Genomic DNA, 21,451 nt, shown 5'->3' with positions numbered 1-21,451 from the left:
GTAAATGAACGGCCCATCGACATTGTCGATGGGCCGTTTTCCATTATAAGAGAGGAGCACAAACTTCGTACTCGTGCTTAGAACGCGTTGCGTCGATAATCCCGATAGCGCGGATACCAGAAGTTACGCTCGATGAGCTCTCGCAGCTCCTCGTCGCTAGAGCGCAGCGCCACGCCTTCTTCCTGGGCCTGCTTGGCCACATCGAAAGCAATCAGCATACTTACTTCGCGAATGTCACCCAAGGACGGTAGCAAGGCGCCCTCGCCCTTCACGACGATGGGGGCATTGTTGGCCAGGGCATTGGAAGCGGCCATCAGCATGGTATCCGTCACTCGCTTTGCCCCGGAGGCCACGACCCCAAGACCAACACCAGGAAAGATGTAGGCGTTGTTGCATTGGGCGATAGCAACCCGCCTTTCACCCACTCGCGCCGGAGGAAAGGGGCTACCGGTGGCTACCAGCGCCTCGCCATTGGTCCAGTCGAGAATATCCTGAGGGGTTGCCTCCACCCGGGACGTTGGGTTCGATAAAGGCATTACCAGCGGATTGGGGCAGTTTGCATGCAGGGCGCGAATGATCGTTTCCGTGAAAAGCCCTTTCTGACCCGATACGCCGATCAATACCGTGAGTCCGGCATTTTCGACTACATCAAGTAGCGCAGTACCTGGCCAGTCGGATACCTCCGTCCTGGGATGCGCCAAACGTCTCTGGAAACTATGCAGGCCTTCCATATCTTCGGTCACCAGGCCATGACGGTCGATCATATAGATACGTTTGCGTGCCTCGGCATCGCTAATGCCTTCTTCGGTCATCGCCACGACGATCTGTTCGGCGATGCCACAACCCGCCGAGCCGGCACCCACGAAGGCGATGCGCTGATCGCTGACCTTGGCGTCCCGCGCCTTGCAGGCCGCCAATAAAGTGGCTACGCAGACCGAGGCGGTGCCCTGAATATCGTCATTGAAACAACACAGCTTATCGCGATAGTGCTCGAGCAGCGGCATGGCATTGGTCTGGGCGAAATCCTCGAACTGCAACAGCACATTCGGCCAACGCCGCTTGACTGCGGCAATGAATAGCTCGATGAACTCAGCGTACTCCTCCTTGCCGATACGCGGATGATGCCAGCCCATGTACATCGGATCGTCCAGCAGCGCCTGATTGTTGGTCCCGACATCGAGCATGATCGGCAAGGTGTAAGCAGGGCTGATGCCACCACAGGCGGTGTACAGCGCCAGTTTGCCAATGGGAATCCCCATGCCTCCGATACCCTGGTCGCCCAACCCCAGGATGCGCTCACCATCGGTCACGACGATGACCTTGACCTTGTCCTTGGTGGCACTGTGGATGATATCGTCAATGTGCTCCCGGTCGGGGTAGGAAACGAAGATGCCGCGATGATTGCGATAGATGTTGGAGAACTGCTCGCAGGCCTCTCCCACCGTTGGCGTATAAATGATCGGCAGCATCTCCTCGAGATGGCTCTCGAGCAACCGAAAGAACATCGTCTCGTTATCATCCTGAATGGCACGCAGATAGATATGGCGGTCGAGGTCGCTCTGGCATTGGCGATACTGGCGATAGGCACGTTCGACCTGCTCTTCGATCGACTCGACATCATGGGGCAGCAGACCCACCAGGTTGAAGTCGATGCGTTCTTGCGGGGAGAAAGCACTGCCTTTGTTGAGCAGCGGCATCTCCAGCAGGGACGGACCGGCGTAGGGGATATAGAGGGGGCGTTTTACTGGCTCGCTCATGGCTCGGCTCTTTTTAAATTAAGTTTTTAATTACGTTCATTAATCAAGAAGATCAGAATTGCGACCGCCAGAGCATCTCGATCCTGGCAGTTGAGAGCGGTCTTATATCTTAAAGATAACATGCCCTGCCGTTTTCGGCCTGTACCCAAGCATCAGGGATAACACCATCTTTCTATGCCGCAAAAAAACGCCCCGGCCATAAAGGCCGAGGCGTTTCTTCAAGAATAATTTACCGGCTAATTGCTGCGCACCCAGGGTCGAGCCGGGCTCGCAAAGAACAGCGGCCGCAGCTTCACGCCCAGCATGTTGCCAGCGAAGGCCGCCACCAACCACAGCCAGCCATGCAGGCTGCCAGAGGCGATGCCGCCGAAGTAGGCGCCAATATTGCAGCCGAAGGCCAATCGCGCCCCATACCCGAGCAGCAAGCCACCGATAACCGCCGCGATGGCCGAGCGCAGCGGAATGTGAAACCTGGGTGCAAACTTGCCGGCCAGCGAGGCCGCCGTCATGGCGCCGAGAATGATGCCGATATTCATCACCGTGGTGACATCCGACCACACACTGGCCTTCAGCGCCGCGGCGTTACCCGGATTTTGCCAATACCCCCAACCGCTGACATCACCCCCCAGCGCCTCGAAGCCCTTGGCGCCCCATAGGGCGAAAGCCGAGGTAATTCCCCACGGGCGGCCTGCCAATGCCAGAGTCAAGAAGTTGAGCAGTGCCAGCGCCACGGCCCCAAACAGCAGCGGCCACGGACCTTGTAGCCAATGCGAGGGACCCGTATCGATTCGTGGTGTCTGCTCGAGCTGGCCATGACGACGCTTTTCCATCACCACGGTAACCGCCGCGATGGCAGCGAATGCTAGCAAGCTGATCGCAATGCCACCGGCAGCGCCAAACACATCGACCAGCGAGGTCGGCTGGAAGGCCGGCAGGTTCGTCCACCAGGAGAAATGCGCCGTGCCGATCAACGAGCCAACGACGAAGAACGCCAGGGTAATCACCATGCGCGCATTGCCGCCGCCCACGGTAAATAGAGTGCCCGAGGCGCAGCCACCGCCGAGTTGCATACCGAGACCGAACAGGAAGGCACCCACCAACACCGAGACGCCGATGGGCGCCACATAGCCGGATACCGGCGTACCGAACAGCGTCCCTGCCCCGAGCGCAGGGAAGAACAGCACGACGGCAATGGCCAGCATGACCATCTGCGCCCGCAGCCCACGCCCGCGACGCTCACTGATGAATACCCGCCAGGCCCCGGTAAAGCCGAAGGCGGCATGATATAGCACCGCCCCGAAGGCGGCGCCGACCAGCATCAAGGCGCCAAGGCGAATGCCAGAGGTGGCACCAACGGCTACAACGGCGACGCCCACAGCAATGGCGGCCAGTGACGGAAAAGAAAGCTGGTGAGGATGCTCCTCGGTCAAAACGAGTTCGCGCATGATGAGTTCCCTGAGGACGTTAGGGCCTACTAGCCAGTCGTCCTAGGTTAACGAACTCACAACCTTTTAAAAAAGTATTTAAAACAGTACATCTATTCCAAAAAAGAATAAAAACCGGATCAAATAAATCGCCCCAATCCCACGGCATGACGCAACTCATCCATCAAGGGCGCCGCCTCGGTCCGGGCGCGCTCGGCCCCTTTTTGCAGCACGGCTTCGATATGGCCCGGATCCTCCATCAGCGCCATATAGCGCTCCCGCGGCTCGCGAAGATGAGTGTTCAGGTAGTCGAAGAGTGCGTCCTTGGCCTCGCCCCAGCCGATACCCTCGAGATAGCGCCGCCGCATGTCAGCGGTCTCTTCCGGGGTGGCAAAGGCCGAGTAGATCTGGAACAGCGTGCAGCCCTCCGGATCCTTGGGCTCGCCCGGCTCCAAGGAATTGGTCTTGATCTTGCGCACCAGCTTCTGAAGCTTCTTCTCGGCGGCGAACAGCGGAATGGTGTTGTTGTAGCTCTTCGACATCTTGCGCCCATCGAGCCCCCCCAGCACCTCGACCCTCTCGTCGACCACCGCCTCGGGCAGCGTGAAGTATTGGCCCTTGAAGAGATGATTGAAGCGTCCGGCCATGTCTCGGGCCATCTCGATATGCTGAATCTGATCGCGTCCCACCGGCACCCGATTGGCATTGAACATCAAAATGTCCGCGGCCATCAGCACCGGGTAACCGAACAACCCCATGGTCACGCCCTTGTCCAGATCCTGCTGACCGGCCGTCTCGTTCTCCGCCACCGCTGCCTTGTAGGCATGGGCGCGGTTCATCAGACCCTTGGCGCAGACGCAGGAGAGCATCCAGGTCAGTTCGGGAATCTCGGGAATGTCCGACTGGCGATAGAAGATGGCATTGTCCGTATCCAGGCCCAACGCCAGCCAGGTGGCAGCGATCTCTCGGCGAGATTCCTGTACGCGCTTGGGATCCTGGCACTTGATCAGGGAGTGCAGGTCGGCGAGGAAGTAATAGGACTGAACATTGGGATCCTGGCTTGCATCGATGGCCGGCTTGATGGCCCCGACATAGTTGCCGAGATGCGGGGTACCACTGGTGGTGATACCGGTAAGAACACGGGTCTTTTGCATGGGAATGGCGTATCTGCTTGGTCGTTGGCAAATGCGCCCAGTGTACAACGCGGGGGCTTTTCAACGCGACTGCGACCTCGGCCTGTCTGCCGAGGTCGCAGCGTACTCAAGGCTCAGCCAACGATCGTATAAGGATCGACGCTATCCAGCCCGAAGGCTTCCGCCACCGCCGGATGAGTGACCTGACCGGCATGCACGTTGAGTCCGGGCAGGAAGTGTTCATCCTCTGCCAATGCTCGCTTCCACCCCTTGTCCGCCAAGGCCGTGATGAAGGGTATGGTGGCATTGGTCAATGCCTGGGTCGAGGTGCGCGCCACCGCACCGGGCATGTTGGCCACACAATAATGCACTACGCCATCGACGATATAGGTTGGCTCATCATGCGTAGTCGGTTTGCTGGTCTCGAAGCAACCGCCTTGATCGATGGCCACATCCACCAGCACGCTGCCAGGGTGCATATCGGACAGCTGCTTGCGAGTGATCAATTTAGGGGCTGCGGCACCCGGTATCAGTACAGCGCCGATGATCAGGTCGGATTCATTGATCGCTTTTTCCAGCGTGTCGGTCGTGGAGTAGACGGTATGCAAACGCCCCTGATAGCGATGATCGAGGGCCTCGAGGCGGGACAACGATTTGTCGAGCACCGTGACGTCCGCTCCTAGTCCAAGCGCCATACGCGCGGCGCTTTCACCCACCACGCCACCCCCGATGACCGCCACCTTGGCCGGTGCCACTCCGGGCACACCGGGCAGCAATATTCCTGAACCACCCTGGGCCTTTTCCAAGCTGTGCGCCCCGGCCTGCACGGCCATGCGTCCGGCAACACGACTCATCGGCGCCAACAAGGGCAGCCCACCTTGGTCGTCGGTAATGGTCTCGTAGGCGATACAAGTCGCTCCGGTCGCCATCAACTCCTTGGTCAGCGTCTCTTCGGCAGCCAAATGCAGATAGGTGAACAGCGTCTGGCCTTCGCCGAGACGAGCGACTTCTTCACTCTGTGGCTCTTTCACCTTGAGGATCAATTCGGCGTCGCGCCAAAGCTTGTCCACATCGGCTTCTAGGGCGGCGCCAGCCGCTTCGTAGTCCGGATCGGGAAAGCCCGAGCCATCACCGGCGGAAGATTGCACCACCACCTGATGGCCACGCTCGGTCAGCTCCCGCACTCCGGTCGGGGTCAGAGCAATGCGATATTCATGATTCTTGATTTCCTTGGGAACGGCTATCTTCATGGAAGCTCCTTGGTTGAAGATCGAGAATGACATCGATACTCAGTACAGCACAGGTAGGAAATCACGACAAAACCGTGCGATAGGAATCAGGTCTTGTCCTGCCACACTTCCAACAAGTATCGAATACACCCTCGAGGCATTCGTTGCACTGCGGGCAACGCCATACCTGGGAGGGTTCTCGTGGGCCGTTCAACGCCTCTTCGATCAATGTCTCGGCACGCGCGCGATTGTGCGCAGCCACCCATACTTCAGGCTCACACTCTCCGAGAGGCAACTCGCCGGCTCCGCCCCCTAGCGTCATGTTGCGCAGTTCACAGGGCAGACCAGCGCTCTCCAGCACATTGCGTACATGACCGACTAGCAAGGCATTGGAATGAGCGAAGACCCGAACATACTGGGATACCACATTGCCTCCAAAGTAAGGAAATGAGCGAGCGAAGCCCTTTCCTCGATCAATCAATCGCGGAAGACTCGCACACCAAGCGCCTTCAGATAGGCCGTCTCGGGAATCGCCGGATGCACCGGATGATCAGGCCCCTGGCCGCCCTGATAGATTACCTGGCCGTGACGATCCTGGTGCCGCACCGCGCCGCGCACGCACTCAATCAGACGCTCCGGAGCAAGATGCATCGAGCAGGAAGCGCTCAGCAGCAATCCGTCGCGACCAAGTAGCCTCATCGCCTCCCGATTGAGACGCGAGTAGGCTCGCTCGCCGTTGGGAATGTCCTTGCGCTTCTTGATGAAGGCGGGTGGATCGAGAACGACCACATCGAACTGCTCACCCTCGGCCTTGAGCGCCGCCAATGCTTCAAAGGCATCGGCTTCGGCTACCGCCACCTGTTCGGCAAGGCCATTGAGCGCGGCGTTTTCGACAACCTGCGCCAATGCCTCGGCGGAGCTGTCCACGCACAGCACTTCGTTGGCCCCATGAGCAGCCGCCTGTACTCCCCAGCCGCCCACATAGCTGAACACGTCGAGTACCCGCTTGCCTGCGACCAGTTGATTGAGCCAGGCACGGTTGGCACGGTGATCGAAAAACCAGCCGGTCTTCTGCCCCGCCATTACCGGCACAACGAAGCGCACGCCGTTCTCTTCCAGCAACACCTGTTCCGGCAAGGTGCCCTGTACCACTTCCACCTGATGTTCGAGCTGTTCCAGGCGACGCCCCGAAGAGTCGTTCTTGAACACGATCGCCCGGGGAGAAAACACCTTGTTCAGCGCCGCCACGATCTCCTCACCCAGATGTTCCATGCCCAGGGTATTGAGCTGGACCACCAGTACATCATCGAAACGATCGACGATCAGCCCCGGCAAAAGGTCCCCCTCACCGTGGATCAGCCGATAGAAGGGTTTTGAAAACAATCGCGTGCGTAGTGCCAATGCCTGATTGAAGCGATGCACCAGCAAGGAGCGATCCAGACGCACGTTGGCATCGCGGGACACGACTCGAGCACAGATCAACGAATGAGGATTGACGTAGGCGATCCCCATCGGCTTGCCATTGGCGGCTTCCACCACGGCTTGAGCACCGGGCTCGAGGCCCTTTAACGGCGTCTCTCCAATATCGATCTCGTTGGAATAGAGCCACAGATGACCGGCCTTCAGACGGCGATCGGCATTCTTCTTCAGGCGCAGACGTTCGGACATGAGAGGCTCCAGCAGACCGAGGATCGGGTGGTAGGCATTCTAACCGACCCGGAGGATGACAATAGGGATGAGAAGAGAATAGGACAAGGCGCACAGCATTCGCCTGAGGCATCTCATGGTAGCCTACCTGTTATTTCTGACAAACGGGGCAGAACACACTCGCCCGCTGGCCCAATGTCACCAGACGCAGCTCGCCGCCACAGCGTCGACAGGCTTGCCCTGCCCGGCCATAGACATTGAGGCGCTGGGCAAAATAGCCGGGCTCACCGATGCCGCTGACGAAATCGCGCAGTGTGGTGCCGCCTTGAGTAATGGCCGCAGCGAGCACTTCACGCACCGCTGCAGACAATCGCCTGTAGCGCTCCCGGGAAATGCGGCCCGCCGCGCGCCGCGGATCGATACCGGCAAGGTATAGCGCCTCGCTGGCATAGATATTACCCACGCCAACGACCACCGCGTTATCCATCAGGAACGGCTTCACCGCCATCCGGCGCCCCCGGGACACTCTGTACAGGTGATCCTCATTGAAGTCGGTTGACAACGGCTCCGGCCCGAGGCGTTTCAGCCGCGGATCTTCGAGTACACTACCCTGCAGCCAATCGACGAAACCGAACCGTCGTGGATCGTGGTAACGCAAAATGGCGCCACCCTCGACCACCACATCAATATGATCGTGTTTCTTCGGCAGATCGCCGATACGCGCGATACGCAGGCTGCCGGACATGCCCAGATGCCAGATCAGCGAGCGCGTTCGTCCTCGGGAATCCGCAAGGGGCACCAGCAGATACTTGGCCCGCCGCCCCAGTCCGCCGATACGCCGGCCGATCAGAGCATCGGCCAGGTCATCGGGCACCGGTGTGCGCAAACGTCGTTCACGCAGGATGACCTCGCGAACCTCACGCCCTTCGATATGGGGAGCGATACCACGACGGGTCGTTTCGACTTCGGGAAGCTCGGGCATGGAAAGTTCCCAACCAGCGATAGATGTCCAGAGACGAAAAGACCCGGCATTGCCGGGTCTTTTCAGAAAAGCACAAGAGCAATTTACTTGATCTTGCCTTCCTTATACATCACATGCTTGCGCACCACCGGATCGAATTTCTTGAATTCGAGCTTGTCCGGTGTATTACGCTTGTTCTTGTCGGTGGTGTAGAAGTGGCCGGTACCGGCACTGGAAATCATTCTGATCTTGTCACGCATGACTCACGTTCTCCTGGATTACTCTTCTTGAGCTAGAAGCGCTCGCCACGCTTACGAAGATCGCTTAGCACCTCATCGATACCCTTCTTGTCGATGATCCGCATACCCTTGGAGGAGATGCGCAGCTTGATGAAGCGCTTCTCGGACTCCACCCAGAAGCGGTGGGTATGCAGATTGGGCACGAAACGACGACGCGTCTTGCGCTGAGAGTGGGATACATTGTTTCCGGTCACCGGACGCTTGCCGGTAACCTGACATACTTTGGACATTGAAAGCCTCCAACCGCTGGGCGAGTTGTTCAAAACCTGTCGGGCAAACCGCAAGAGAGAATGGCAGCGACCGCTTTACGCCCCCTACTTCAACCCAAGTCAACCCAAGAATTCAAAGGGTGCACTTTATACCAGACGGCGCGAAAAACGGCAAGATATTCCTGCTACAAGAAACGCCACATCAATCATATAGGACTGAGCGAGCGACGGTCAGGCTAGGCAAAAATCAGCGCGGAAGCGGAGTTTGCTGTAGCAGATGAGCATTCCAAGCTGGTTTTTAACAACGCCTGCCCGAGCGCAGCCAGTCCTCCACTTATAGCCAGCCGCGTTCGGCAAAGGATACAACCTCCCCATCGCCGACAACGAAATGATCCAGCACCCGAATCTCGAACAATTCGAGGGCCTCGACAAGCCGCCGGGTGATGCGCCGGTCCGCATCGCTGGGTTCCGCCACTCCGGAAGGATGGTTATGAGCGAAGATGATGGCGCCGGCGCTCAGTTCCAATGCGCGCCTTGCTACCTCCCGGGGATAGACCGAGGCGCTGTCCAGGGTACCGCGAAACAGCGACTCGAAGCGGATCACCCGGTGCTGGGTATCAAGAAACAAGGCGGCGAACTCCTCGTGTCCGAGATGGCGCATCTGAGCGATCAGATAGGCCCGCACCAGCGCCGGCGAGGTCAAGGCGCCGCCACGTTCGAGCTGACAGGCCAGATGCCGCCGCGACAATTCGAGTACCGCCTGCAGTTGCACGAACTTGGCTTCCCCCAGGCCGTGTTCGGCGCAAAAGCGTGTCTTGTCCGCCTCCAATAATTGACGCAACCCCCCGAAGCCGCTCAACAGATCCCGCGCGAGATCCACCGCCGAGCGCCCCTTCACACCGACACGCAGGAAGATGGCCAACAACTCCGCATCCGATAATGCCGCCGAGCCCAGTGACAACAGTTTTTCCCGGGGGCGTTCACCCTCGGGCCAATGACGAATCGACATTTATATTCCCCGCATTTTTCTTATATAAGCAACTGCTAGCGTGACGATTATAAGGGTTCATCAAGAACGGCGAACTTTGCTCTTTAAACGGCTTTCTGGGCTAAACTGGCGATGGCTACGCAGGGCCGAAAATCATCAGACCCGAGAGAGAATCATGAGACGATCTTTTTTATTTCTGCCACTGGTCATTGGATGTCTGCTGGCAACATCGAGCCTGGCAGCGGAGGAAGAGACCTTCGGTCCGTCCCAATGGACCCAATATCGTATTAACGCCAGCAACAATGCCGTCTTTGATAACGGCGCCGAGCCACTGCCCCGCATGATGTTTCGTACCGGCGATCAGGTGCGTGCGACGCCGGTAGTGGTTGGCAATGCCTTGTACATCGGCAATCACGCCTCGGGTGGCATGTTTCGCTTCGACCTGCCCAGCGGCAAGGTGGCCTGGGATGACGACAACCCCTGGTATCGTCATGCGCCCAACTGGATTCATTCGGAGATGATCCAGGCCGACGGACGCATCTTCGTCGGCTACGGCAACCGTGCCTTTCAGAATGGAAAATTGCGAGGCACTGGTGAAAGCGGAGTCATGGCGGTGAATCCAGAGAATGGCGAAACCCTGTGGAATCATCACACCGAGGGCGAAGTCATGCCTACGCCGGCACTCTGGAACGGCACCCTCTACATAGTGACCGGCGGCGGCAAGCTCATTGCCCTGAGTCCAGACAGCGGTGAACGCCGGTGGTCTATCGATCTGCCGGGCTGGGTGAGCATGTCCTCCCCGGCAATAAAGGACGGTGTGCTCTATGTGGGATCTCTCGATTCGGTGGTTGCGATCGATCTACAGCGCCAGGAAACACTCTGGACCTTTGAGCGGCAGGCCTCCTTCACCGATGTGCCGCCAGCGGTCTCGGAAGATGGCATCGTGGTCATCACCGCCATGGTCGAACCCAACAAGCTCACCGAGGAGCAGGCCCGTCAGTACTCGAGCCACCGCGGTTACTTCCACTTCATCTATGCCTTCGACGCAGACTCCGGCGACCTGCTCTGGAGCGATCTGCTCGGCAGCGGCCCCCAACAGGACAACAACACCTCGGGAGCCCCGGTAATCGCCGATGGCAGCGTCTATGTCGGCAGCCCTTATACCTGGTCATTCTTCGCCTACGATCTGAAGAGCGGTGAGCGACGCTGGGAGTACCCGGTAGGCGCCAAGATCAAGGGGGCGCCGGCCATCGTCGATGGCAAGGTGATCTTCGGCGACACAGCCGGCTTTCTGCATATGCTGAATGCCATGGAAGGCAAGACACCGGCCTGCGAACATCGTGCTGGCAAACTCAAGGTGGGTGGTTCAAATAGCGGCGGCCCGAATGTCGCCCTGGCCCCGGGTGGCCCCATCGTCATCAACCGTACCGTCTTCGTCGGTAGCCATGACCGCTTCGTGCATGCCATCCCCCTGAAACTGCTGGAATGCCGTGAGTGACTCGACCCGTTGCCTGCCCTGGTAAGCATCCTCGAGCACGCAATGGTAAAGTGGGTGATCGCTACCTGGGGGTAATCACACATGTCGCGACGCAAAGAAGCATCGCTGGTGGGAAGGCGCATTCTGCTGGGCATCAGTGGCGGTATTGCGGCTTACAAGAGCGCGCAGCTGGCACGGCTTTTGAAGAAAGCCGGTGCCGAGGTACGGGTGGTCATGACTGAGGGCGCTCAAGCCTTCATCACGCCGTTGACCTTGCAGGCGCTGACCGGCGAGGCGGTACGTACCTCGTTGCTCGATCCCGAAGCGGAAGCCGGCATGGGCCACATCGAACTGGCGCGCTGGGCGGAGCTGATTCTGATCGCTCCGGCTACTGCCGACCTGATGGCGCGACTGGCTCACGGCCATGCCGACGATCTGCTGACCACCCTGTGTTTGGCGAGTCACGCAGAATGTGTGCTGGCGCCGGCCATGAATCAGGCCATGTGGGGGCACCCGGCGACTCTGGACAACGCCCGCCGACTGCAGGATTACGGTTGGCGTCTTTTGGGGCCGGAGGCAGGTGATCAAGCCTGTGGCGATGTGGGCCCGGGACGGATGCTCGAGCCCGAGACGATCGTGGCGGAGCTGTTTCCCAAGGCGCCGCTTTATATGGGACCCGGAGACGCTCCGACTTCTAATTCTTCGTCGCCCCAAGAGGCCTTCGTGGCGGGTTCTCGTACGGGTGATGCCAGTGGATTGACCATCACCATCACCGCCGGGCCGACGCGAGAAGCGTTGGACCCGGTGCGCTATCTCTCCAATCACAGCTCCGGCAAGATGGGCTTCGCCCTGGCGCACGCCGCCGCCGAACGTGGCGCTCGCGTGCGACTGGTCAGCGGCCCGGTGGCGCTCGAAACGCCGCCGGGCGTCGAGCGTATCGACGTCGAGTCCGCAGTCGAAATGCTTGCGGCGGCACGCGAAGCCGCCGCCGACAGCGACATCTTCATCGGCTGTGCGGCAGTGGCGGATTACCGCGCCGAGCAGGTGGCCGAACACAAGATCAAGAAGACCTCGGATAACGATGCCTTGACCCTGCGCCTGGTCAAGAATCCGGATATCATCGCCACGATTGCCGAGAGCCCCACCGATGCCCGGCCCTTCGTCGTAGGGTTCGCCGCCGAAACCCAGGATCTCGAGCGCTATGCGCGAGACAAGTTGATGCGCAAGAACCTGGACATGATCGTGGCCAACGACGTCGGCCAGGCGGGATTGGGATTCGGTACCGACGACAATGCGGCCCTGCTGCTGTGGCGCGAGGCTCCGGACGCTCCGGGCCGCCTCGACCTGCCGCCTCAAAGCAAAACGGCGTTGGCCGCCAGGATCATCGACACGGCAGTGAAACGCCTGCACATGATCAATGAACAACCTCCTCGTACATCTTCACAGGTCACTCAATGAGCGAAAACGCACCATCGACCTTTTCCGGCCCTCGGCTCTCCGTGAGAGTTCTCGACGAACGGGTTCACGACTACCCGCTCCCGCATTATGCGACCCAAGGCAGTGCCGGCATGGACCTGCGCGCGCTGCTCGACACTCCCCTCGAACTCGCCCCGGGCGACTGCGAACTGGTGCGCACCGGCCTCGCCGCGCATATCGGCGACCCGGGACTCGCCGGCATGATCTTGCCTCGCTCCGGACTGGGCCATAAACACGGCATTGTGCTGGGCAATCTGATCGGGTTGATCGACTCCGACTATCAAGGCGAGCTGATGATCTCGGTATGGAATCGCGGCCGGACACCGTTCGTGCTCGAACCCGGTGAACGCCTGGCACAGTATGTGCTCGTTCCCGTGGTCCAGGCCCAGCTCGAAGTGGTCGAGGATTTCGCTGCCAGTCAGCGCGGGGCCGGCGGGTTCGGCCACTCCGGGCGCCACTAGCCCAACACGTTTCAATACGTTCTCTTCAATTCACTCTTTCAACTGAACTTTTTAACGACCCAAGGAGGGACCCATGACCCAGATAACACCATCCATTTTTCGCGCCTACGATATTCGCGGCATCGTCGACGACACTCTGACCGAGGAGAGTGTCGAATTGATCGGCCGCGCCATCGGCAGCGAGGCCGCCGCCCAAGGCGAATCCACGGTAGTGGTGGCCCGGGACGGTCGCCTTTCCGGCCCCAAGCTGAAGGATGCCCTGGCCCGCGGCCTGACCGCCGCCGGACGCGACGTCATCGACATCGGCATGGTGCCGACCCCGGTACTCTATTTCGCCACCCATGTGCTCGAGGGCACCGCCTCCGGCGTCATGGTCACCGGCAGCCACAACCCGCCGGACTACAATGGGTTCAAGATCGTACTCGGTGGCGTGACTCTTTCCGGTGATGCCATCACCGCTCTTTACGAGCGTATCAAGAACGACGATCTGGAAAGCGGCCAGGGTACGGTCAGCGAACAGGATGTGCGCGATGCCTATCTCGACCGCATCCTCGGCGATGTCTCCCTCGAGCGTCCGATCAAGGCGGTGGTCGATTGCGGCAATGGCGTGGCCGGCGAGCTAGGACCCAAGCTGATCGAACGCCTCGGAGCCGAGACGGTCCGGCTGTTCGACGAGATCGACGGCACCTTCCCCAACCACCACCCGGATCCCGGCAAGCTTGAAAACCTCAAAGACGTCATTCGTACTGTCAAAGAAACCGGTGCCGACATCGGGTTGGCCTTCGATGGTGACGGCGACCGTCTGGGTGTGGTCACGCCCAAGGGTGATGTGATCTATCCCGATCGGTTGATGATGGCCTTCGCCGAGGACATGCTGAGCCGCAACGCAGGCGCCAAGGTGATCTTCGACGTCAAATGTACCGGTAATCTGGCTCAGGTGATCGAGAACGCCGGTGGCACGCCGGAAATGTGGCGTACTGGTCACTCGCTGATCAAGGCGCGCATGAAGGAGACCGGCGCTCAGCTGGCCGGCGAGATGAGCGGTCACATCTTCTTCCAGGAGCGCTGGTACGGTTTCGACGATGGTATTTATGGTGCCGCGCGTCTGCTGGAAATTCTCTCCAAGCAGAACGATGATGCCGACACCTTCTTCAATCGCTACCCGCAGGATCTCGGCACTCCAGAGATCAATGTCGAGGTCACCGACGACAACAAGTTCGACACCGTCGAGCGCTTGGCCAAGGAGGGTGACTTCGGTAACGACGGCGTCAAGACGACGCTGGACGGTATCCGCGTCGACTATCCCGATGGCTGGGGTCTGTGCCGTGCCTCAAACACCACCCCCATGCTGGTGCTGCGTTTCGAGGGCAAGAGCCAGGAAGCACTGGATCGCATTCAGAATAGTTTCCGCCACGCCCTCAAGCAGGTCGCCCCCGACGCCGATATCCCTTTCTGACAGCCAATTGCTTCTAGATGGCCGGCCTGGGCCGGCCTCTCTTACTGTTACTTGCGCACTTTCACTCACGAAGAGGCTGTATGTCGATGACGCAACATTCTCGTGACCCGCGCCAGGTAGTCGAGATCCTGTCCGAGGCACTGCCCTATATCCAGCGTTTTTCCGGCAAGACCGTCGTCGTCAAATATGGCGGCAACGCCATGACCGAACAGACGCTGGTCGACTCCTTCGCTCGAGACATGGTGCTGATGAAGGAAGTCGGCATCAATCCAGTGGTGGTGCATGGCGGCGGCCCGCAGATCGGCGATCTACTGGCCAAACTCAAGATCGAGTCACGCTTCGTCAACGGCATGCGGGTGACGGATGCCGAGACCATGGACGTGGTGGAAATGGTCCTGGGTGGTCTGGTCAACAAGGGCATCGTGAACCTGATCAATCAGTGTGGCGGCAAGGCGATCGGCCTGACCGGCAAGGACAGTGGCCTGATTCGCGCCCGGCAACTCAAGGTTAGCCATCAAAGCCCGGAGATGACCGCCCCGGAGATCATCGATATCGGTCATGTTGGCGAAGTCGAGCGGGTCTCAACCGAGCTGATCGAGATGCTTACCGCGCGGGACTTTATCCCGGTGATTGCGCCGATCGGGGTCGATGGTCAAGGGCGCAGCTACAACATCAATGCGGATCTGGTGGCCGGCAAGGTGGCCGAGGCACTGCATGCCGAAAAGCTGATGCTACTGACCAATGTTGCCGGTCTCATGAACGGCGAGGGCAAGGTGCTGACAGGCCTGACCACCGAGCAGGTGGACGAACTGATTGCCGATGGCACCATCCATGGCGGCATGCTGCCCAAGATTCGCTGCGCGCTGGATGCCGTCAAGGGTGGCGTGATCAGCTCGCACATCATCGACGGTCGAGTACCCCACGCCACCCTGCTGGAAATCTTCACCAATGCGGGGGTAGGAACGCTGATCAGCGACGATGCCACCCCGTCCATTTCATGATCACACAATCCACAAAAATACGATTAGAAAAACATCATGACGCAGGCAACCACCCCCAAGCAGAGCCGACGAGATCAGATTCTTCAGGCATTGGCATTGATGCTCGAGGAAGATAGCGGCAAGCGCATCACTACCGCCTCGCTGGCCCGCCAGGTCGGTGTTTCCGAAGCCGCCCTGTATCGCCACTTCCCCAGCAAGGCTCGCATGTTCGAGGGGTTGATCGAGTTCATCGAAGAAAGCCTGTTCGAGCGCATCCGACTCATTCTCAACGAAACGCCGGGCGCCTTGTCCCGCTGTCAGCACATCCTCAAGTTGCTGCTCGGTTTTGCCGAGAAGAACCCGGGACTATGTCGGCTACTCAATGGCGATGCCCTGACCGGAGAGACTGCACGGCTGCGCCTGCGCATGAATCAGCTATTCGAGCGCCTGGAAACCCAGCTCAAGCAGGTGCTCCGTGAAGCCGAGATACGCGAAGGGTTGCGCACGGCCTTGCCGGCCTCCTCCGCGGCCAATCTGCTGCTGGCCACTGCCGAGGGTCGTATCAGCCAGTATGTGCGCAGCGACTTCAAGCGATTGCCGACCCAGAACTGGGATGAGCAATGGCAACTGCTGACGAAGGAGCTGCTGGTGCCCGTGGCGGCAGCACCCTCTAAGCAACGAACATAAAAAAAGCACCCGGACTTGACCGAGTGCTTTTCGTGCTGATGACAAATTCGCTGAGTGGCGACGATGCCTCAGGCTCAGGCCACCATTGAATCGCCCAATTGCTGGCGAATCTTCTTCATGGCGTTCTTCTCGAGCTGGCGAATACGTTCGGCGGAAACACCGTAGGTATCGGCCAGTTCGTGCAAGGTAGACTTGTTCTCGGTCAGCCAGCGACTGCTCAAAATATCCCGGGAACGCTCATCCAGACTCGCCAGGGCCGTCTGGAGTCGGCGTGAGGAATCTTCTTCCCAGTCGTTGTCCTCGAGCTGCGTCGCTGGATCATAGCGACCATCGTCAAGATAGTGCACCGGCGCCTGATAGCCCTGATCCTCTTCCTCGGAAGGAGAGGCATCGAAGCCGGCATCGAAGGCCGAAAGACGACCCTCCATTTCGCGCACCACCTCGGGCTTCACGTTGAGATCCTTGGCAATGGCATCGACTTCATCGCCATTGAGCCAGGCAAGCCGCTTCTTGGCGCTGCGCAGGTTGAAGAACAGCTTGCGCTGAGCCTTGGTGGTCGCAACCTTGACGATGCGCCAATTGCGCAGCACGAACTCGTGAATTTCGGCCTTGATCCAGTGCACGGCAAAAGAGACCAGGCGCACGCCCTGATGCGGATCGAACCGCTTGACCGCCTTCATCAGACCCACGTTGCCTTCCTGGATCAGATCGGCCTGGGGTAGACCATAGCCGGAATAGCTGCGGGCAATGTGCACCACGAAACGCAGGTGCGACATGACCAGACGCCGCGCAGCCTCCAGGTCGTTATTCTCATGCAGGCGAAACGCCAGCTCACGCTCTTCATCCGCGGTGAGCACGGCAATGCCGTTGACCGCTTGAATATAGCCATTCAGGTCCTGGCCCGGTGAAAGCTGGCCAATAGGCTGAAGACTGGTGCTCATGCAGGGTGTCTCCATGTTGGCTCAATAATAGGTAACCATGATCGGTTGACCGGAATAATCATTAGACTCCTAACATAATACTTCGAGAACTAGGACCGCAAATAGTGAACGAAGTTCCCTCCCTGGCGGGTACGGCGGACGCGCATTTGCCAATCTAGCGCGGTCGTATTTCTTTCAGATGACGATTCACGGCCATCCAGCCACCCAACCAGCCCAGTAGTGTACTCGAAATCAGCAAGGCTGCCGAGCCTTCCCAATCAAGTCGCGGCACCGCGAAATGAGCGCCATAACTTTGAGCCAGGGCCTGTACCGGCGCAGACAACCATTGCCCACCCAATCCTAGTAACAACCAGGCCAGCAGTCCACCGCCCAAGCCATACCAGGCGCCACTATAAAGAAACGGTCGACGCACGAAGGCATGGGTCGCGCCAATCAAGGTGACAACTTCAATCTCCTGGCGACGGTTCTCGACGGACAGGCGGATGGTATTGCCGACGATCAACAATACGCCGAAACCAAACAGCACCCCCAGCGCCAGGGTCAGGCGCTGTCCCAGCTCTGCCAGACGACGCAGACGTTCGAGCCAGGCCAGGTCGAGACGCACCTCATCGACTCCCGCGGCCTCCTCGAGTCGTTCGCCCAGTTCATGCACCGCTTGCGGCGAGGTATCCAGCGGTGTGACGACCACGCTGGCCGGCAACGGGTTCGCATCGAGCCGCATCAAGGCATCCTCGAGTCCCAGCGCCTGCTCGAATTCAGCCATGCCTTCTGCCGCTGTCACCAGGCGTGCCGCCGCGACCTGGGGATAGTCGCGTAGCGTGTCTGCCACCGACATGGCCTCACCTTCCTCCATCTCGGTATCGAGATAAACCGTCAGGCTCGCGCTATCCTCGAGCCCAGCGTCGAGCAACCGCGCGCTATCCAGAGTCAGCCATAGGGCGCTGGGTAGAATCAGTGCGATGCCGATCGCCAACATGGTCATCAGACTGCCCAGGGGGCGTCGAATCAAACGCCGCATACTGTCAAGTGCCATGGCGCGATGGTGGCGTGCCCAGGCCCTTACCCGGCTGTCGATGCCGGTACGCTGACTACGCGCACCTCGCCGCGATGTCGTTCGGCTCTCTGGCTGACGTGGCTTGGCAGCGCTCATGGTGCCTCCTCGGCGCTGTTGTCATCACCCACCAGGCGTCCCTCACGAAGCCTCAATACTCGGTGATGCAACCGCGCGATCAGGGCCAGATCATGGCTGGCAATCATGATCGTGGTGCCGATGCGGTTGAAGTCCTCGAACAGACGCATGATGTCGGCGGACAGTTGCGGGTCCAGGTTGCCGGTGGGCTCATCGGCAAGCAGTAGCGCCGGCTTGTTGACCACGGCTCGGGCAATACCGATGCGTTGTTGCTCACCTCCCGAAAGCTCGATGGGCAAGGCTTTTTCACGGTGCAGCAAGCCCACCTTGTCCAGTGCCGCGCGCACACGTCGAGCCGACTCGTAAGGCTCCACTCCCTGGATTTGCAGAGGTAGCGCTACATTGGCGAAGACATCGCGATCGAACAGTAGCTGGTGATCCTGAAAGACCACGCCGATCTGGCGACGATAGAAGGGGATCTGACTGGTATGCAAGCGATCGATATCGTGACCGGCGACCATTACCCGCCCTCGGGAAGGACGTTCGAGCCGCATGAGCAGGCGCAGCAACGAACTCTTACCGGCCCCGGAATGGCCGGTGAGAAAGACCATCTCACCACGTCGAATCTGGAAATCGATATTGGCCAAGGCATCGAAACGCCCACCGTAACGCTTGCCGACATGCTCGAAACGGATCATCCAGCGCTCTCGTCATCACCGGAAAACAGCGCCGCCACAAAGTCATCCGCCGCGAAGGGACGCAGATCATCCAGGGTTTCGCCCACGCCGATGAATCGGATCGGCGTCGCCTTCTGCTTGGCCAGCGCGAAGATGATGCCACCCTTGGCCGTGCCATCGAGCTTGGTCAGGATGATACCGGTCACCGGGATCGCTTCGTCGAAGGTGCTGGCCTGGGCGAGGGCGTTCTGTCCGGTACCGGCATCAAGCACCAGCATCACCTCCTGAGGCGCGGAGTCGTCCAGCTTCGCCATCACCCGGCGCACCTTCTTGAGCTCTTCCATCAGATGACCCTTGTTATGCAGTCGACCGGCGGTATCGGCAATCAGGACATCGATCTTACGGGCCTTGGCCGCCGCCAGCGCGTCATAGATCACCGAGGCGCTGTCGGCGCCGGTATGCTGAGCCACCACCGGCACCTTGTTGCGTTCACCCCACACCTTCAACTGCTCGACGGCAGCGGCACGGAAGGTATCACCGGCAGCCAGCATCACGCTGCGCCCTTCCGCCTGAAATCGCTTGGTCAGCTTGCCGATGGTGGTGGTCTTGCCCACGCCGTTGACACCCACCATCAGGATGACGAAGGGGCCCTCTCCCTTGGGCGGCAATGTCAGTGGCCTGGCCACCGGCGCCAGCAAACCGGTCAGCTCTTCCTGCAGGGCACGGTACAGCGCCTGCGGGTCCTTGAGTTCCTTGCGCGATACCCGCGCCGAAAGATTGTCGATGATGTCGCTGGTGGCCTCGATGCCCACATCCGCCATCAATAACTGGGTTTCGAGATCTTCCATGAGTTCATCGTCGATCTGCTTCCTGCCCAGAAAAAGATCGGCGAGACCATCGGTGAGATTGGCTCGCGTCTTGCCCAGCCCCGACTTGATACGGGCGAACCAGCCCTGCTTCTCCGCGCGGGGCTTGTCCTGAACCGGCGGCGTGGCCGCACTGGCATCCTGTCTGGCAGAGATCGGAACGTCACTCGCCGGGTCGGTGCCGGCTTGCTCCTGAAGTTCTTCCTGAGCCTCGTCGGCGGCCTGGGCCAGCACCTCGGCCTTGGCATCATCTTCTATGGGTGCGACGGATTCATCGGCAGCCGGGGCGTCCGCATCGGGACGAGGCGCCTCATGGACCAACTCCTCGGCGGAGGCATCCAACGGCTCCTCATCCAGGGCACTGCGCGCCTCTCCCGGTATCAGATCGTCATCATCGAGCGCTTCCTGCGCAGCCTTGCGCTCCAATGTATCCGGCTGATACTCGGCGGTCTGCACAGTATTGGGATCAAGCTCCTGTACCGCCTCTCGGGCGGCGACGCCCGCCTCGCTTTCTTGCGCTTCGGCGTCGGTCGTTTGGGATTCCAGCGCGTCCTGCTGGTCGGATTCCTGCTTTCTCTTGCGCTTGAAAAAACCGAACATGGGCGAATTCTGTCAGTTGAAAGATGAATAATGGCAATATCCTACCACTGTGCACTATCGCTGTGGACTAGCACTGCTGATAAGCCCGCCGTACAATCCGTCGATCATGAGTCGACGTCGTTCTTCCACTTCCCGCCCTAATCGTAGCGCTCCGGCCAGCTCCCGTGGCAGGAGCGGCGGTAAGCTGCGCATCATCGGCGGCAAGTTTCGCCGCCGTTTGCTACCGGTACCGGATAGCCCAGGCCTGCGCCCGACACCGGACCGCGTGCGTGAAACGCTATTCAACTGGCTGGCCTTCGAGTTGACGGGTCGCCATGTACTCGACTTGTTTGCCGGCACCGGGGCGCTGGGTCTGGAAGCACTCTCCCGGGGAGCGCGGGAGGCTCTGTTTGTCGAAGCCGATGGCGGCGTGGCACGCGCCATCGAAGCGAACCTGAAGACGCTCGATGCGGCAGGGCAAGTGATCACCCGCAACGCAATCACCTTTTTGAACGCCGCGCCACGTCCTTTCGATATCGTCTTTCTCGACCCGCCCTTCCGCCTTAACCTGGCTCAAGATATCTGCCTTTTGCTCGAAGGACAGGGCTGGCTCGGTGATCACGCCTGGATCTACGTCGAGACCGAAGCGCAGCTGGCGCTGGAGGTGCCGAACACCTGGAGGCTGCATCGCGAGGTGACGGCGGGAGACAGCCGTGGCCGGCTGTTTCGACGCACCGCGTCGCCATCCGGCGACGCTTGCCGAGACCATCACCGCAGCGTAGGCTGACGGCTGAAACCTGCGCCGCAACCCCCAGTAAAAACAGTAAGCGAACAGCAAGACATCAGGAGAACAGGATGAGCAACGAACTCTTCAATCAGCTGGAGCAGAAGGTCACCAACGCGGTCGAATCGCTCGAGATGCTGAAGATGGAAAGCGAAGAGCTGCGCGAAGAAAACGCCCGCCTCAAACAGGAACATCAAGAGTGGGAGCGGCGTCTGAACGGCTTGCTGGAGAAATTCCGCGAACTGGAAACCATGGAGAGCAGTGAAAGTAGCTTTTCCTGATACTTTGGCT

At 59.7% G+C, this 21,451-nt stretch carries 22 protein-coding genes; 8 read left to right on the top strand and 14 right to left on the bottom strand.

Going from position 1 to position 21,451, the window contains the following annotated elements; all coding sequences use genetic code 11:
* Positions 1-77: 77 nt before the first annotated feature.
* The 10 genes from ACPF7Z_RS05435 to radC form a co-directional block, all read right to left on the bottom strand.
* Positions 78-1,757, bottom strand: a complete 1,680-nt coding sequence (locus tag ACPF7Z_RS05435; RefSeq protein WP_425192169.1) for an NAD-dependent malic enzyme — start codon at positions 1,755-1,757, stop codon at positions 78-80.
* A 236-nt stretch (positions 1,758-1,993) separates the two neighbouring features.
* Positions 1,994-3,202, bottom strand: coding sequence for a YeeE/YedE family protein (locus tag ACPF7Z_RS05430; RefSeq protein ID WP_425192168.1), 1,209 nt, complete (start codon positions 3,200-3,202; stop codon positions 1,994-1,996).
* Between the two features lie 119 nt (positions 3,203-3,321).
* Positions 3,322-4,335 carry a tryptophan--tRNA ligase gene (locus ACPF7Z_RS05425; RefSeq protein ID WP_425192167.1) on the bottom strand — a complete coding sequence of 338 codons (1,014 nt, stop codon included), beginning with the start codon at positions 4,333-4,335 and terminating at the stop codon, positions 3,322-3,324.
* A gap of 113 nt (positions 4,336-4,448) precedes the next feature.
* Positions 4,449-5,564: an alanine dehydrogenase gene (gene ald, locus ACPF7Z_RS05420; protein ID WP_425192166.1), complete on the bottom strand. Its 1,116-nt coding sequence runs from the start codon at positions 5,562-5,564 to the stop codon at positions 4,449-4,451.
* A gap of 61 nt (positions 5,565-5,625) precedes the next feature.
* Positions 5,626-5,970: a DUF2007 domain-containing protein gene (locus ACPF7Z_RS05415; RefSeq protein ID WP_425192165.1), complete on the bottom strand. Its 345-nt coding sequence runs from the start codon at positions 5,968-5,970 to the stop codon at positions 5,626-5,628.
* Positions 5,971-6,020: 50 nt separating this feature from the next.
* A complete protein-coding gene (locus ACPF7Z_RS05410; RefSeq protein ID WP_425192164.1) occupies positions 6,021-7,211 on the bottom strand; it encodes a class I SAM-dependent rRNA methyltransferase in 1,191 nt (396 codons plus the stop codon).
* A gap of 130 nt (positions 7,212-7,341) precedes the next feature.
* Positions 7,342-8,172: a bifunctional DNA-formamidopyrimidine glycosylase/DNA-(apurinic or apyrimidinic site) lyase gene (gene mutM / locus ACPF7Z_RS05405; protein WP_425192163.1), complete on the bottom strand. Its 831-nt coding sequence runs from the start codon at positions 8,170-8,172 to the stop codon at positions 7,342-7,344.
* A gap of 83 nt (positions 8,173-8,255) precedes the next feature.
* Positions 8,256-8,411: a 50S ribosomal protein L33 gene (gene rpmG, locus ACPF7Z_RS05400; protein WP_048306333.1), complete on the bottom strand. Its 156-nt coding sequence runs from the start codon at positions 8,409-8,411 to the stop codon at positions 8,256-8,258.
* Positions 8,412-8,443: 32 nt separating this feature from the next.
* Positions 8,444-8,680: a 50S ribosomal protein L28 gene (gene rpmB / locus ACPF7Z_RS05395; protein ID WP_425192162.1), complete on the bottom strand. Its 237-nt coding sequence runs from the start codon at positions 8,678-8,680 to the stop codon at positions 8,444-8,446.
* A 313-nt stretch (positions 8,681-8,993) separates the two neighbouring features.
* Positions 8,994-9,668 (bottom strand): RadC family protein, encoded by a 675-nt coding sequence (gene radC, locus ACPF7Z_RS05390; protein ID WP_425192161.1) that lies wholly within the window; start codon positions 9,666-9,668, stop codon positions 8,994-8,996.
* A gap of 154 nt (positions 9,669-9,822) precedes the next feature.
* Between radC and ACPF7Z_RS05385 the strand changes: the two genes are divergently transcribed.
* From ACPF7Z_RS05385 to slmA, 6 genes are all read left to right on the top strand, one after another.
* On the top strand, positions 9,823-11,145 hold the full coding sequence (locus tag ACPF7Z_RS05385; RefSeq protein WP_425192160.1) for a PQQ-binding-like beta-propeller repeat protein: 1,323 nt from the start codon (positions 9,823-9,825) through the stop codon (positions 11,143-11,145).
* 81 nt (positions 11,146-11,226) lie between these two features.
* Positions 11,227-12,582 (top strand): bifunctional phosphopantothenoylcysteine decarboxylase/phosphopantothenate--cysteine ligase CoaBC, encoded by a 1,356-nt coding sequence (gene coaBC / locus ACPF7Z_RS05380; RefSeq protein ID WP_425192159.1) that lies wholly within the window; start codon positions 11,227-11,229, stop codon positions 12,580-12,582.
* Positions 12,579-13,061 (top strand): dUTP diphosphatase, encoded by a 483-nt coding sequence (dut, locus tag ACPF7Z_RS05375; RefSeq protein WP_425192158.1) that lies wholly within the window; start codon positions 12,579-12,581, stop codon positions 13,059-13,061. Before coaBC ends, dut begins: the two co-directional genes overlap by 4 nt.
* Positions 13,062-13,134: 73 nt before the next feature.
* Positions 13,135-14,517: a phosphomannomutase/phosphoglucomutase gene (locus ACPF7Z_RS05370; RefSeq protein WP_425192157.1), complete on the top strand. Its 1,383-nt coding sequence runs from the start codon at positions 13,135-13,137 to the stop codon at positions 14,515-14,517.
* 86 nt (positions 14,518-14,603) lie between these two features.
* On the top strand, positions 14,604-15,518 hold the full coding sequence (gene argB / locus ACPF7Z_RS05365; RefSeq protein ID WP_425192156.1) for an acetylglutamate kinase: 915 nt from the start codon (positions 14,604-14,606) through the stop codon (positions 15,516-15,518).
* A gap of 36 nt (positions 15,519-15,554) precedes the next feature.
* Entirely contained in the window at positions 15,555-16,184 is a 630-nt protein-coding gene (gene slmA, locus ACPF7Z_RS05360; protein WP_425192155.1) for a nucleoid occlusion factor SlmA, read from the top strand.
* Positions 16,185-16,258: 74 nt separating this feature from the next.
* Here slmA and rpoH read toward each other — a convergent pair whose 3' ends face one another.
* The 4 genes from rpoH to ftsY all read right to left on the bottom strand — a co-directional run bounded on the left by rpoH (position 16,259) and on the right by ftsY (position 20,397).
* Entirely contained in the window at positions 16,259-17,125 is an 867-nt protein-coding gene (gene rpoH, locus ACPF7Z_RS05355; RefSeq protein ID WP_425192154.1) for an RNA polymerase sigma factor RpoH, read from the bottom strand.
* Between the two features lie 154 nt (positions 17,126-17,279).
* Positions 17,280-18,275, bottom strand: coding sequence for a permease-like cell division protein FtsX (gene ftsX / locus ACPF7Z_RS05350; RefSeq protein ID WP_425192153.1), 996 nt, complete (start codon positions 18,273-18,275; stop codon positions 17,280-17,282).
* Positions 18,272-18,952: a cell division ATP-binding protein FtsE gene (gene ftsE / locus ACPF7Z_RS05345; protein ID WP_425192152.1), complete on the bottom strand. Its 681-nt coding sequence runs from the start codon at positions 18,950-18,952 to the stop codon at positions 18,272-18,274. Before ftsE ends, ftsX begins: the two co-directional genes overlap by 4 nt.
* The gene (gene ftsY, locus ACPF7Z_RS05340; RefSeq protein ID WP_425192151.1) at positions 18,949-20,397 is read right to left on the bottom strand and encodes a signal recognition particle-docking protein FtsY; all 1,449 of its coding nucleotides are present in this window, start codon (positions 20,395-20,397) and stop codon (positions 18,949-18,951) included. The genes ftsE and ftsY overlap by 4 nt, the downstream gene beginning before the upstream one ends.
* Before the next feature lie 106 nt (positions 20,398-20,503).
* Here ftsY and rsmD point away from each other — a divergent pair, with 106 nt between their 5' ends.
* A complete protein-coding gene (rsmD, locus tag ACPF7Z_RS05335; RefSeq protein WP_425192150.1) occupies positions 20,504-21,163 on the top strand; it encodes a 16S rRNA (guanine(966)-N(2))-methyltransferase RsmD in 660 nt (219 codons plus the stop codon).
* Positions 21,164-21,231: 68 nt separating this feature from the next.
* Positions 21,232-21,441 carry a cell division protein ZapB gene (zapB, locus tag ACPF7Z_RS05330; RefSeq protein ID WP_425192149.1) on the top strand — a complete coding sequence of 70 codons (210 nt, stop codon included), beginning with the start codon at positions 21,232-21,234 and terminating at the stop codon, positions 21,439-21,441.
* Positions 21,442-21,451: the final 10 nt, after the last annotated feature.

This window comes from Halomonas sp. GXIMD04776 (genome assembly GCF_049808615.1).
Classification (GTDB): Bacteria; Pseudomonadota; Gammaproteobacteria; order Pseudomonadales; family Halomonadaceae; genus Modicisalibacter.
Note: the sequence above shows the minus strand (reverse complement) of the source record. Positions and strands in the feature narration are given on the sequence as shown.